This is a genomic window from Aestuariivivens insulae (assembly GCF_022662195.1).
Classification (GTDB): Bacteria; Bacteroidota; Bacteroidia; order Flavobacteriales; family Flavobacteriaceae; genus Aestuariivivens; species Aestuariivivens insulae.
In genome coordinates this window covers 217,489-230,451 of record NZ_JAKMCS010000004.1, presented here as the reverse complement: position 1 = coordinate 230,451, position 12,963 = coordinate 217,489, and the positions used below count along the sequence as shown (strand labels likewise).

General features: G+C 36.3%; 13 protein-coding genes. 1 reads left to right on the top strand and 12 read right to left on the bottom strand.

What is annotated here, in order from left to right; all coding sequences use genetic code 11:
- Positions 1–63 precede the first annotated feature (63 nt).
- A complete protein-coding gene (locus tag MR062_RS07015) occupies positions 64–399 on the bottom strand; it encodes an HTH domain-containing protein (RefSeq protein WP_242203381.1) in 336 nt (111 codons plus the stop codon).
- 21 nt (positions 400–420) lie between these two features.
- Positions 421–1,587, bottom strand: coding sequence for an HlyD family secretion protein (locus MR062_RS07010; protein WP_242203380.1), 1,167 nt, complete (start codon positions 1,585–1,587; stop codon positions 421–423).
- A 239-nt stretch (positions 1,588–1,826) separates the two neighbouring features.
- On the opposite strand from MR062_RS07010, the gene MR062_RS07005 reads away from it, so the two are divergent.
- Positions 1,827–2,336 (top strand): acyl-CoA thioesterase, encoded by a 510-nt coding sequence (locus MR062_RS07005; protein WP_242203379.1) that lies wholly within the window; start codon positions 1,827–1,829, stop codon positions 2,334–2,336.
- Between the two features lie 49 nt (positions 2,337–2,385).
- Here the strand turns inward: MR062_RS07005 and MR062_RS07000 are convergent, their stop codons facing one another.
- From MR062_RS07000 to atpA, 10 genes are all read right to left on the bottom strand, one after another.
- Positions 2,386–3,609, bottom strand: a complete 1,224-nt coding sequence (locus MR062_RS07000) for a murein hydrolase activator EnvC family protein (RefSeq protein WP_242203378.1) — start codon at positions 3,607–3,609, stop codon at positions 2,386–2,388.
- Positions 3,609–4,379: a DUF4292 domain-containing protein gene (locus tag MR062_RS06995; protein ID WP_242203377.1), complete on the bottom strand. Its 771-nt coding sequence runs from the start codon at positions 4,377–4,379 to the stop codon at positions 3,609–3,611. Before MR062_RS06995 ends, MR062_RS07000 begins: the two co-directional genes overlap by 1 nt.
- 10 nt (positions 4,380–4,389) lie before the next feature.
- Positions 4,390–5,751, bottom strand: coding sequence for a tetratricopeptide repeat protein (locus MR062_RS06990; RefSeq protein WP_242203376.1), 1,362 nt, complete (start codon positions 5,749–5,751; stop codon positions 4,390–4,392).
- Positions 5,752–5,845: 94 nt separating this feature from the next.
- Positions 5,846–6,865: a sugar phosphate nucleotidyltransferase gene (locus MR062_RS06985; RefSeq protein WP_242203375.1), complete on the bottom strand. Its 1,020-nt coding sequence runs from the start codon at positions 6,863–6,865 to the stop codon at positions 5,846–5,848.
- The gene (locus tag MR062_RS06980; protein ID WP_394800527.1) at positions 6,813–7,220 is read right to left on the bottom strand and encodes a GIY-YIG nuclease family protein; all 408 of its coding nucleotides are present in this window, start codon (positions 7,218–7,220) and stop codon (positions 6,813–6,815) included. The genes MR062_RS06985 and MR062_RS06980 overlap by 53 nt, the downstream gene beginning before the upstream one ends.
- A 130-nt stretch (positions 7,221–7,350) precedes the next feature.
- Positions 7,351–7,785: a dUTP diphosphatase gene (gene dut, locus MR062_RS06975; RefSeq protein WP_242203374.1), complete on the bottom strand. Its 435-nt coding sequence runs from the start codon at positions 7,783–7,785 to the stop codon at positions 7,351–7,353.
- Between the two features lies 1 nt (position 7,786).
- Positions 7,787–9,247 carry an oligosaccharide flippase family protein gene (locus MR062_RS06970; protein ID WP_242203373.1) on the bottom strand — a complete coding sequence of 487 codons (1,461 nt, stop codon included), beginning with the start codon at positions 9,245–9,247 and terminating at the stop codon, positions 7,787–7,789.
- A 58-nt stretch (positions 9,248–9,305) separates the two neighbouring features.
- Positions 9,306–9,812, bottom strand: coding sequence for a hypothetical protein (locus MR062_RS06965; RefSeq protein WP_242203372.1), 507 nt, complete (start codon positions 9,810–9,812; stop codon positions 9,306–9,308).
- A 559-nt stretch (positions 9,813–10,371) separates the two neighbouring features.
- A complete protein-coding gene (atpG, locus tag MR062_RS06960) occupies positions 10,372–11,232 on the bottom strand; it encodes an ATP synthase F1 subunit gamma (protein WP_242203371.1) in 861 nt (286 codons plus the stop codon).
- Positions 11,233–11,338: 106 nt separating this feature from the next.
- Positions 11,339–12,913, bottom strand: coding sequence for a F0F1 ATP synthase subunit alpha (atpA, locus tag MR062_RS06955; protein WP_242203370.1), 1,575 nt, complete (start codon positions 12,911–12,913; stop codon positions 11,339–11,341).
- Positions 12,914–12,963: the final 50 nt, after the last annotated feature.

The window sequence follows — 12,963 nt, the reverse complement described above, 5'->3', positions numbered from 1 at the left end:
ATTATTCTTTACCAAAAACATTGGTTACGTCTAACCTTACTGCGTCCAGTATCTTGTCTTGATTTAGCTAATATAAATGCGCCCACTGCACAAACCTTGCAGTAAGGTATTTTTCTTTAAAAAATAACTGCCACCAAAAACCTCTATGACTTCGTTGTTGCTCAGAGCTGTTACCGATATGCTTATTTGTAACTCAAAATCGTCACAATAATAATAGGTATTATTGGTACGGTTATAGCAAATAGGCGCCGAAAGGTCTTTTAACTGCTCTATAAGCTTATAAAGCGACCGCTCACTAATATTCATGTAGTTGGCAAATTCTTTTGGTGTTCCTGTGTTTTCCTGTGCGATACGCTGGTGCAGTTGTTGTAGGCGTTCTAATGTTTTTAGGCTCTTCATACATTCTAAATTTGAGGGGTTTTAATCTTTATTTACAATCTCTTTTTGGCTGGGATTAACCCAATCGTCTACCTTATCGTATAACAAATCAAAAAGGGAACGTTCTATTAGCTTAAATTGAGCATTAAAGGTCATTCCCTTCTTTAATTTACCATTGAACCCATTTTTAAGCTTAAGTTCTTTTTCATTAATACGGCACCTAACTTTAAATGTGGGCGTGTTTTCTACAAACTCTACATCTTGTCCTATCTCAATAATTTGTCCTGTTGCCAATCCCCATTGGTTATAATTATAAGCATCTATTTGAAAATTCACAGGGTTATTAAGCTTTAACAATCCTATATCTTTTGGAGCTATGTAGCACTCTGCCAATAGAGCTGTATTTGGCGATATTTCAGAAATAAAATGTCCTACATTAATATAACTCCCTACCTCTAAGCTTGGTGTATTTATTAAAATACCGCTTATAGGGGCGGTGATTACTAACTGTGACTTATTTTGCTCTAATTGGTTTTTATTACTTTCCAATTCAAGCAAGCGGTTTTTATATTCTGTAAGATTGGTTTGCCATGCACTATGGCGCTTTTGGTGTAATTGGTTTAAGTTACTTTTTGCCAGATTGTAGTCTAATGTTGTATTTTCAAACTCTAGCTTAGCTATAACGCCTTTATTAAATAATTGCTCGCTTCTTTTAAAATCTTGCTCCAGCTTTTTAAAGCGTATCTGTAACTCCATTAGATTTTGCTGGTGCAATAAGTATTCTTGTTTGTATTTATTCGATTTAAAATTTGAAACATTAATACGTTTACTTTTCAATAGATAGAACAAGTCCTCAATAAATAAATGCAACTCTTTTATTTGTTGTTTAGATAGTTCTAATTTTTCATCAACAATAGTGTTATCCAAAACCAGTAGGGTATCCCCTTTATGTACCAAAGCATTATTTTTTAGATTAACCTTAAGCACTCTTCCAGAGTTCAATGAAGTAATGGATAGACGCTCCTTTCCAGGTTTTATAATTCCTCTTGCCGAAGAATAAATATCTACTTTTATAAAAGGTAATAAAGCTATAGCAATGATTAGGGCCGCCAAAATAATACTATATATTACTTGGCTCTTCGTGCTATGTTTAAATCTATGCACCTCTACGGTACTGTCTATAATGCTCTTTGGGAAAATTTGTTTCATTAATTTGGGGCTAATGGTCAATTTCCTTTAAAAAAAATACATTGAAGTATTTCTCCTTCAAATATAACAATAAAAAATTTTTTTATATATTAATTTTCTGTCAAAATGTATAAATATTTCTTTCTTTTTTAAGTTTAACTAAAGTAAAGCCATAAATTCTCCAATGGAATTTTGGTTATTATATATTATTCTAACTATAAAAATACATTTACCTTTGCAGCATCAAAATAACAACGATAATGCAAGCAAAAACGCCCGAACAATCGAAAACCATACTTACCGATATGGTTTTGCCTGGAGAAACTAATCCGTTAAACAACCTATTTGGAGGCGAACTATTAGCACGTATGGACCGTGCTGCCAGTATTGCTGCCCGTCGCCATAGTAGGCGCATAGTAGTAACGGCCTCTGTAAACCATGTGGCTTTTAGCAAAGCCGTACCATTAGGAAGTGTTGTTACGGTTGAAGCCAAGGTATCCCGTGCTTTTAAAACCTCTATGGAAGTATTTATTGATGTTTGGATTGAAGATCGCGAATCGGGTGAACGTACTATAGCCAATGAAGCTATTTACACTTTTGTAGCAGTTGATGATACAGGACGCCCTGTTTCTGTACCAGAAGTTAAACCAGAAACAGCACTGGAAAAAGAGCGCTATGCTGCTGCCCTGCGCCGTAAACAACTAAGTCTTTTATTGGCTGGTAAAATAAAGCCCAATGACGCTACCGAATTAAAGGCACTTTTTGAGTGATGTTCTTTTTTTAGATGTTGAAATAAGTTCAACATGGTGTCATTAGGCATCACATCTTATAAACCCATGTCGATGGGTCTTGTGGTCTGCTTTCTTTTAATACCGAAAACCACAATAAGGTTTCTCCATTAAACTTATTGGTGGACACTTCCCCTATTACTTGTTTTGTAGAAACCTTATCACCGTCTTTTACATAAACTTTAGATAGGTTTTTATAAGTTGTAATATAGTTTCCGTGCCTAATCATAACAAACGGATTGGCATTTTTAATTCTTATAACACCAATAACTTCGCCATTAAATACCGCCCGTACTTTCGTTCCTTTTGAAGTTGCAATACGTACACCATTGCTATTAAGGGTAAGTGTTTTATTAATGGGGTGGGGTTGCTTACCGTAACGCACTTTTACAATACCACTTTCTACAGGCCAAGGCAATTTGCCTTTATTAGCAAGGAAGTTTGAAGCCAATATTTTTTCTTCAGGGGTTAAGGCAAAACTAGTTGATGATGTCGATTTACCCGCCCGCTTATTGGAACGTGCTATAGCAGCTTTAATTAATTTATCAATCTCACGGTCTATACGGGCCGCTTCTTTTTGTTTCGCATTTATTTGTGCAGTATACCTTTTAATATTTTTCTTAATGGTCCGCATTAAGGCCGTATGCTTCTGCCTTGTAGCCTCCAATGATTTTTGGGTAGCCCTATTGTCGGCAATAAGCTTTTCTTTTGCTGCCCTTTGCTTTAATAAATCTTGATTTATCTCTTGCAATTCTTGGGTCTTCTCCTTAATTGTTTCACCTTGTTGCTTTTGGTGGCTGGCGTATTGCTTAATGTATTGTATGCGCTTATAGGCTTGCTTAAAATTGTTTGAAGACAACAAAAACATTATCCTACTTTGCTTGTTTTTACTTTTATAGGATTTCACTATCATGGCAGCGTAATCCTCTTTTAATTGCTTTAATTCTTCCCGAAGCGATGATATTTTCTTTTGATTGGAATTAATTTCTCGGGACAGGTAATTGGCCTGCTGATTGGTGACCTTAATTAGGTTGTTAAGCACACTTATTTTATAATTGAAATCTTCTATAAGTGATAATTCCGATTTGGCCTTCGTTTTATTTTCGGCCTGTAATTTATTTATTTTTTGAATTTCCCTGCGTAGTTCTTGCCTTCGGGTTTCCAGCTCTTGCTTCCTGTTTTGTGAAAAAGCAAAGGTTGTTAGCAATAACGAAACAAATAATACAATCCTAAATATGTGATTATTTTTAGTCATTACAATTGTATTTCATCATATCCTGATGGAATTTTAAACGGAAACCTTAAATTTTCATTTAGTGACACACCTTTAAATTCCATTTCGACCATTAGCTCTTCGTTTGCTTCAACAGCAAAAACCTTTATACGCTCGGGAAGCGATTGCTTAGCTACTTCCTGATATTGTAGATAGTCTATTTGTAAGTGCCTTAGCAAGCTGGACTGTGATATTTGCTGTGACTCAATTTTAAAATGCGATGGGCTTAATAAATAAAAAATCTCTAATAATTCCGATTGCCGCTTGGGCTGTAAGGCATACTTTTTCTCGTGAATAAACGTCTTGTACGAATCGTCTTTTAAATTGTATAATGCTTCACCCAACAACAAGTTTTGAACCTTTTGAAAATCCAGTTCTGTGCCCAACAATTTACTTAAATACGTATAATCACCATCAAAATATGTGTTGTCCAACTTATTGTAAAAACTCACCTTATCTGGCGTAATTAAGGCTTTAACCAAAGAAATTGGCGAGGAAGTCAATAAAATTTTCTTGTCTTTTTCCATGCGCAAATTAACGGTATAGCCTTTAGAGGTTTTACCATCAACAATGTTTATTTTAACTCGGGAAGCCAAGGTTTTAAATTCTGGTGTTCGCTTAATATTCTCCCTTATAACTTGCTTTGCAGATAAATTGTAATTCGCTTCTCCTGTACCTAAACTTTTAGACGATTTACAATTTAACGCCATTAAGGACAGGAGTAAAAGTATAGTATAATAATGCGTTTTCAAGAATGCTATTTTAATTAGGGTTTTGTAATTGCTTTGCCTTATCACTAAACGTTTTTGCTTTGGCTAAATTGTTTAGTGTGCTATAGGCTTTACTCAGTTGGGTATAAAAATCGATTTCCATTTTTGTATCGTCTATAATATAGTCTAAACCTTCTTCCAAAACCCCAGAGGCTTTTTCCGGCTGGCTTAATGCATTTAAAGCTACGCCATTAATTAAATAAAATAAAGGCTGTGACGGGTACTTTAAAAGCGCCTCGGCACTTTGCTCCTGTGCTTGTTCAAACTGATTTAAATCTAATTTCAATAACAATACATTTTTTAAGACATTAAAGTTATTGTTATCTAACCGTAACACCGATTCAAAATAACTTAGTGCTTTCTGTTTGTTGCCCTTAGCCAAATAATATTGCCCCAGTTCTTCTAATGTCTTTCTATCGCTATGATTTTCGGCCAAGGTGGTTGCTTCAACTAAATCGGCTTCATATTCTGGATGTTTTTCAACAAACTTTACAAAATCTGAAAGTACTTTTAGTTTGGCATCGGGTTTTACCTGTGTACTTTTTAGCACCACCTTCATGGACTCTATTGCTTGTTCGGTATTATTATCATCTAAATAAAACTTATATAGCGCCAAATGGACCAATTGGGAGTTCGGATTAATTTTCAATAGCTCTTTTGCCGCTTCAAACGCCTTGTCTTTTTGGTTGTTTTCACTGTAACGAAAAATTAAGGCCAAGTAGTTAGATTCTTTGTTAGGGTTATCATCAACACGTTGCTCCAAATTCTTAATTTGGTCTTTTTTACGTCCTGTCGCTTTATACACTTTGTTTCTCAATACATCCCGACTTACTGAGATGCCTAGGGTTTTATCCAATTCATCTAAAAGTTCCAATGCATCATCATATTTTTTTGTCCTTACGTAAAGAGCCGCTAAATCCTCTTTGTAATCGGGATGGTATTTAACCAATTGCTTGATCGTTTTTATGGCCTTGCTATAATCGTTTTGAGCGGCATAAAACCCATAGAGCTCGTCTAAGAACCATTCGTTTTCTGGTGCCTTGCTAACCGCTTTTTTTAGAGCATCTTCTGCTGCTCCAAAATTTTTAAGCTTGTTATAGTTTTTTCCCAGTTCGAAATATAAAACGGCTGGTTCGTCGTTTAGTTCAATGCATTTTAAAAGGGCTTCAACCGACCGGTCGTAATTTTCTATACCCTTTTGCTTCAAGGCTTCATAAAAGTATTCCTGAAATTGGTCTTCTACATTGCCTAAGTCGTCATTGGGTGTTTTGTTAAAATCGACTTGGGCACAAATCCCTTGGGAAATAATAAATATTCCGAAAAATAAAACAAGTATGTATGTGTTCTGTTTCATTAATTATGTGATATCTCACTCCGTTCGATATGACAAATTGTTTTCAAATAGTATTCCAAACTAAAATTAATGGTATTCCGGCTTGCACAGGAATTTATTCCAAAACTGAATAATCACCAATACTAACCGAAACATAATCGCCATTATAGGTAACGTGATTACCAATCATAGCATTGTCTAAATTAGCATTTTTAATGGTTGTATGGTTTTGGATTAAGCTATTTTTAACGTTGGTATTTTCTATAACCGTATGTTCCCCCACCGATACATTGGGACCTATAGTGGTATTAATCAGCTTTACATGTTTACCAATAAAACAAGGTTCTATAATTTTCGCATTTTCCAATTGCACAGTGGGGTCTATCAATTGCTCTTCGCCGTCTTCTTGTAAAAACCCTAGCATTTTAGCATTGGTCTCTACTGTAATGGCTTTATTACCACAGTCCATCCACTCATCTACAGTACCTGTTTTAAATATAGAGCCATCGGCCATCATACGCTTTATACCGTCATTAATTTGGTACTCGCCACTATTGGTTATGTTTTCATCTAAAACTTCCTGTAGCTTATCTTTTAAGACGTCTACATTCTTAAAATAATATATGCCTATAACGGCTTGGTTGCTTACAAAGGTTTTTGGCTTTTCTACCAGCTCCATAATTTCGTTATTACCATTAAGTTTCACTACGCCATAGGCCTCTGGGTTTTCGACTTGTTTTGTCCAGATCACACTATCTGCTGTAGGATCCAGATCGAAATCTGCTCGAATTAGCGTATCGGCATAGGCAATTACCGCTGGTCCTGATAGTGACGGTTTTGCACACATTATGGCATGTCCGGTTCCTAAGGGTTTATCTTGACGGTAAATAGATGCTTTCGCACCTAAACTTTTGGCCAAATCTTCTAAACTGGAAACAACATCGTCACCAAACCAAGCAGGATCGCCTAAAACAAAGGCCACTTCTTCGATTGGTTGTTTTAAAACCTTGGCTATATCGGTCACCAATCGGTGTACGATAGGCTGACCAGCTACAGGAATTAAAGGTTTTGGTACGGTTAAACTATGTGGGCGCAATCGAGAACCTCGACCAGCCATGGGGACTATTATTTTCATATTCATTCCCTGCGAAAGCAGGGGTCTTTTTAATTAAACGTGACTTTCTTAATGTTCTAAAATTTAAATTCCAATTCATGCTCAAATCCATCCAACTTGGATTCATCTCTTCTATAAGCTGTATTTTCCAATCCCTTTTCCATTTTTTAAACTGCTTCTCTCTTTTTACAGCTTTATCTCCATTTTCAAACGCTTCAAAATAAACCAACTTATCACAATTGTATTTTGCTGTAAATGATTTTTGATAAATTTTTAACTTGTGTTCTTTTACTCGTTCATCTATGTTATCCGTTACACCAATATACAAAACTCCATTAGGTTTGTTTGTCATGATGTATACATACCAATATCCCATATTAGTAACCTAAAAAACTCCCAGCCGTCCACAAACAACTGGTTTCAGTTTATAATGCTCTTCTTTGTGATATCGTAGCCATTCTTATACACATTTCAATCGATTAAGAGATTCCTGCTTTCGCAGGAAACTATTTCACCCCTGTACTTCCAAACCCACCTGCACCTCTATCGGTATCAGAGAGTTCTTCAACCTCTATCCATTCGGCACGCTCGTGTTTGGCTATTACCAATTGCGCGATACGCTCGCCATTTTGTATGGCAAAATCTTCATTGGATAAATTCACTAAAATGACTCCTATTTCACCTCTGTAGTCGGCATCTATGGTTCCTGGAGCGTTTAAAACGGTAATCCCCTTTTTGGCTGCCAGACCACTGCGCGGACGTACTTGAGCCTCGTAACCAACAGGCAATTCTATAAACAAGCCCGTGCCTACGATACTGCGCTCTAAAGGTTTTAAGGTTCTTGGTTCTGATAAATTAGCCCGTAAATCCATACCTGCCGATGCAATGGTTTCGTAATTTGGTGTCTCGTGGCTGGATTTGTTTATGATCTTAATGTTCATACTATCGTTTTAACAATTGTTTAATTTGGTTTTTTTCTGAAAAAAATACGATTCCCAAAAATACAATTAACATCGAGATTCCAATAATATAATTCGCCCTAAATTGATAAAACGACAATACTGATAGTCCTATTGATAGACCTAAATACCCCAATATTTTCTTCATATTGTAAGGGATGGGATAGTATTTTCTTCCATAGAAATAGGACAACCCCATCATAGTTGCATAAGCACATAATGTGGCTATAGCTGATGCCTTATAACTATAGGTTTGAATAAATAGGATGTTCATAAAAAGCGTGATGATAGCTCCAATAATAGAAATGTATGCGCCAAATTTTGTCCTATCCGTAATTTTATACCAAACCGAAAGGTTATGATAAATACCCAGGCAAAAGTTAGCAATTAAAATAACGGGGACAACCCACATGGCTTCCCAATAGGCCTCATCTCTTACTATTATAGGTTTTAATACATCTACAAACACAATTACCGAAAGCAAGATTATAGACCCTAGAGCTACAAAAAACTCCAGTATGCGCGCATAATTTCTTTGTGGGTTTTCACTTTTAGCATGACTAAAAAAGAACGGTTCTATCCCAAGACGGTACGCTGTTGCAAACAGGGTCATAAAGAGTGCTATTTTATAACAGGCCGAGTACATGCCTATATGGGTTTCGGCGATATCCTCTGGCAATAATTCTTTTAGCAGTATTCTATCAAATGTTTCGTTTATGGAAAAGGCAATGCCAGCAACTAAAACGGGGAAAGCGTATTTAAACATTGTCTGCCATAAACTTTTATTGAAAGTATACTTAACCTTTAAGTAAAAAGATAGCATTAACAATAAGGTAACTGCACTTGCTACAAGGTTGGCTATAAAAATATAACTCACTTCAAAATTTGGAACATAAATGGTATTGAAAAGGTTATAGTCTGAAGCCAAGCCCTTAAGCCCTAACAAAAAGAAAATATTGAGTCCTAGGTTAATAACAACATTAGTAATTTTAATAACCGCATAACGCATAGGCTTTTCTGTAGCCCTTAACCATGCAAAAGGAATAATGACCAAGGCATCCAATAATAAAATCCAAATAACCAGTACAATGTATTTAACATCAATATCGATAAAATTCGCTATTTGGTTCTGAAAACATAAGGCTATAAGGAAAAAACCTAATGATGAAATTACCAACGAAATGGTTGAAGTACCAATAACACTGGCTTTGTCTTCCTCTTTATTAAAAAACCTAAAAAAAGCGGTTTCCATGCCATAAGCCAATACCACATTAAACAAAACAAAGTATGAGAAAATAACCGATACTTTTCCATATTCTGCTACCGAAGGCAAAACGCCTTTTGTAGTATAAAGCGGCACTAAGAGAAAACTTAACATGCGTGGCAGCACCGTTGCCAAGCCATAAATAAAAGTTTGTTTAAAAAGTGTTTTGAGTGCGCCCAAGGACATGCCGTTTATATGGCTAAAAATACATTTTTAGCTAATGCAAACCAAAGATAAGTTATTGCTTCTTTGGAGGTGCACTGGGATAAAAGATAGGTTCCTTTTTAATAATACCGGAAATTCTATAATATTTCTTCTTATTGTTCTCTACATAGCTTAAAATACATTCATTGTCTTTTAACTCAAAAGGGGTATGCTGTTTAAGCCTTGGGACTTTATTTCCATACTCTGCATAGGGGGCATTGCTCATTACAATATCCGGCTTATTTAAAGTATTAGAAAACCTAGCGATATAAAGCTTTGGGTTACTCTGCTCTAGTTTTGCCCTTTTCCCCTTAAAATAAACACTATCCATAACAATGTTATCTGGTTTACTTTTTATGGGAATGTATAGATTGATACCCGAACCAGCATCTTTCACCCCTGCAACCCAAGTTTGATAATACACTTCTCCAAACACTACTGCAATACTGTCTAGCATTTTATGTGTTGAAGCACATTGTGAAAAACTAACAGCTACCAGCGTTATGATACCAAAAAACATAATTTGCTTTACTAATTTCATCCTTTATTGTTTCTATAAAAGTAGTGAATCAAATAGTGTTCCATAAAAAAACCCGTCAGGTTTTAAAACCTGACGGGTTTGATATCTCTTTATGCTGGCTTCGAGAGCACTTCGACTGCGCTCAGTGTGACACCTCAACCACCATAACTATTTATTATTCGATGCTTCCGCTTTTTTTTTGAACATTTGGCTTTCGCCTAATTGTTCAATGCTTCCGCTTTTTTTTGAACATTTGGCTCTCGCCTAATTGTTCAACGCTTCCGCTCTTTTTGAACATTTGGCTCTCGTCTAATTGTTCAACGCTTCCGCTTTTTTTGAACATTTGGCTCTCGCCTAATTGTTCAACGCTTCCGCTTTTTTTGAACATTTGGCTCTCGCCTAATTGTTCAACGCTTCCGCTCTTTTTGAGCATTTGGCTCTCGCCTAATTGTTCAATGCTTCCGCTTTTTTTTGAACATTTGGCTCTCGCCTAATTGTTCAACGCTTCCGCTCTTTTTGAGCATTTGGCTCTCGCCTAATTGTTCAATGCTTCCGCTTTTTTTGAACATTTGGCTCTCGCCTAATTGTTCAACGCTTCCGCTCCACCAACAATTTCCAAAATTTCGTTGGTAATTGCTGCCTGACGTGCTTTGTTATAAGACAAGGTTAACTGATCTCTTAATTCTGTTGCATTATCTGTTGCTTTGTGCATCGCTGTCATACGTGCACCATGCTCACTGGCAAAAGAATCTCTTATGCCTTTATATAACTGTGTTTTTAAAGACTTAGGTATTAATTGCTCAACAATCTCTGCCTTTCCTGGCTCAAAAATGTAATCGGCGTTTGTATTGGCACTTCCTTCAACAGGAACAATTGGTAAAAATTGTTCGGTCATTACAATTTGAGTCGCTGCATTTTTGAATTTGTTATAGACAATTTCAATTTTATCAAACTCACCAGCAACAAACTTATCCATTAAAAGTTGAGCGATTTCAGCAACATTTTCAAACGTTAAATCATCGAAAACTTCACTTTTGTTAGCAATAACCTTATTGGTCTTTTTAAACGCATCGTTAGCTTTCTTACCTATTGCTAAATAAGACACATCTTTACCTGCATAGGTTTGAGAAGCTAATCTATTAACTTCTTTAATGATGTTGGAATTAAATGCTCCTGCTAACCCTCTGTTAGAGGTTATAGCTACAATTAAAACCTTGTTTACCTCGCGTTGTGTTGAAAATTTACTCCCAGAATCGGCATCAAGCGTTGCACTCAAACTTTGTAAAAGCTCGGTAAGCTTATCTGCATACGGACGCATTGCCGTAATAGCATCTTGTGCTTTCTTTAACTTCGCAGCCGATACCATTTTCATGGCACTGGTAATCTGCATCGTTGAAGATACCGATGATATTCTGTTACGTATTTCTTTTAAGTTTGCCATTGGCCCCACCTAACCTCCCCAAAGGGGAGGGATTTTTATTGGTTATACTTAATCTATTTAAATCCTCCTTTTAACTCCTCCCCTTTGGGGAGGTCGGGAGGGGCTATTAATATTTCGCAGCTAAATCTTTACAAACACTTGTTAAAGTATCAGTAACCTCATCGGTTAATTTTCCTGCTTTAAGCGTATCTAGAACGTCTCTATGCTTAGCATTTAAAAACTCGATAAAATCTCTTTCGAATTCTTTAACTTTTTCAACAGGAACATTTCTTAATAAATTTTTAGATCCTGCATATATAATTGCAATTTGATCTTCAACTGTATAAGGATCGTTCTGTGCTTGCTTTAAGATTTCAACGTTACGCTTACCTTTTTCAATTACATTTAAAGTTGAAGCATCTAAATCTGAACCAAACTTAGCAAACGCTTCTAATTCGCGATATTGTGCTTGGTCTAGTTTTAAGGTACCTGCTACTTTTTTCATGGATTTAATCTGTGCATTACCACCAACACGAGATACCGAAATACCTACGTTAATTGCTGGACGTACACCAGAGTTAAATAAATCTCCATCTAAGAATATCTGTCCGTCTGTAATAGAAATTACGTTCGTTGGAATATATGCCGATACGTCTCCTGCTTGTGTTTCAATAATTGGTAAAGCCGTTAAAGAACCTCCACCTTTTACGATAGGCTTTAAAGACTCTGGAAGGTCGTTCATGTTTTTAGCGATGGCATCATCGTTAATCACTTTTGCAGAACGCTCTAACAAACGAGAGTGTAAGTAGAAAACATCTCCAGGGTACGCTTCACGTCCTGGTGGACGACGTAATAATAAAGATACCTCACGGTAAGCTACCGCTTGTTTAGATAAATCATCATAAATAATTAATGCTGGACGACCTGTATCTCTAAAATACTCTCCAATTGCAGCACCGGCCATAGGCGCATATACTTGCATTGGCGCAGGGTCTGATGCATTTGCGGCAACAATAGTAGTATAAGCTAAAGCGCCTCTATCTTCTAATGTTTTTGCAATGTTTGCTACGGTAGATGCTTTTTGACCTACAGCAACATATATACAGTATACAGGGTTACCTGCATCGTAAAATTCTTTTTGATTTAAGATGGTATCGATACAAACTGTCGTTTTACCTGTTTGACGGTCTCCAATTACCAACTCACGTTGTCCACGTCCTACAGGGATCATGGCATCAATAGATTTAATACCCGTTTGTAATGGCTCGGTTACTGGCTCACGAAAGATAACACCAGGAGCTTTACGCTCTAAAGGCATTTGAAAAGTTTCTCCAGTGATTGGTCCTTTACCATCTATTGGATTCCCTAATGTACCAACAACACGACCTACAATCCCTTCACCTACGTTAATAGAAGCAATTTTACCGGTACGCTTTACAGTAGATCCTTCTTTAATGTTTTTTGAATGACCTAATAACACGATACCAACGTTGTCTTCTTCAAGGTTAAGTACAATACCTTCTAAGCCACCATCAAACTCTACTAACTCACCGTATTGTGCGTTAGATAATCCGTATGCACGTACAATACCATCACCTACAGTAAGTACTGTTCCTACTTCATTTAATGAAGCTGATGCTTCAAATCCTGCAAGTTGTTGTTTTAAGATTGCTGATACTTCAGCTGGTTTTACTTCTGCCATCTTTTTTTAGATATTAGACGTTAGACTATAGACTATAGAAATCTATGCTA

Excerpts from the sequence above, each read along its gene's own strand:
- MR062_RS06990 (WP_242203376.1), bottom strand. The coding sequence starts at position 5,751 with ATGAAACAGAACACATACATACTTGTTTTATTTTTCGGAATATTTATT.
- dut (WP_242203374.1), bottom strand. The coding sequence starts at position 7,785 with ATGAACATTAAGATCATAAACAAATCCAGCCACGAGACACCAAATTAC.
- atpG (WP_242203371.1), bottom strand. The coding sequence starts at position 11,232 with ATGGCAAACTTAAAAGAAATACGTAACAGAATATCATCGGTATCTTCA.
- MR062_RS06985 (WP_242203375.1), bottom strand. The coding sequence starts at position 6,865 with ATGAAAATAATAGTCCCCATGGCTGGTCGAGGTTCTCGATTGCGCCCA.
- MR062_RS06980 (WP_394800527.1), bottom strand. The coding sequence starts at position 7,220 with ATGGGATATTGGTATGTATACATCATGACAAACAAACCTAATGGAGTT.
- MR062_RS07000 (WP_242203378.1), bottom strand. The coding sequence starts at position 3,609 with ATGACTAAAAATAATCACATATTTAGGATTGTATTATTTGTTTCGTTA.
- MR062_RS07015 (WP_242203381.1), bottom strand. The coding sequence starts at position 399 with ATGAAGAGCCTAAAAACATTAGAACGCCTACAACAACTGCACCAGCGT.
- atpA (WP_242203370.1), bottom strand. The coding sequence starts at position 12,913 with ATGGCAGAAGTAAAACCAGCTGAAGTATCAGCAATCTTAAAACAACAA.
- MR062_RS07010 (WP_242203380.1), bottom strand. The coding sequence starts at position 1,587 with ATGAAACAAATTTTCCCAAAGAGCATTATAGACAGTACCGTAGAGGTG.
- MR062_RS07005 (WP_242203379.1), top strand. The coding sequence starts at position 1,827 with ATGCAAGCAAAAACGCCCGAACAATCGAAAACCATACTTACCGATATG.
- MR062_RS06965 (WP_242203372.1), bottom strand. The coding sequence starts at position 9,812 with ATGAAATTAGTAAAGCAAATTATGTTTTTTGGTATCATAACGCTGGTA.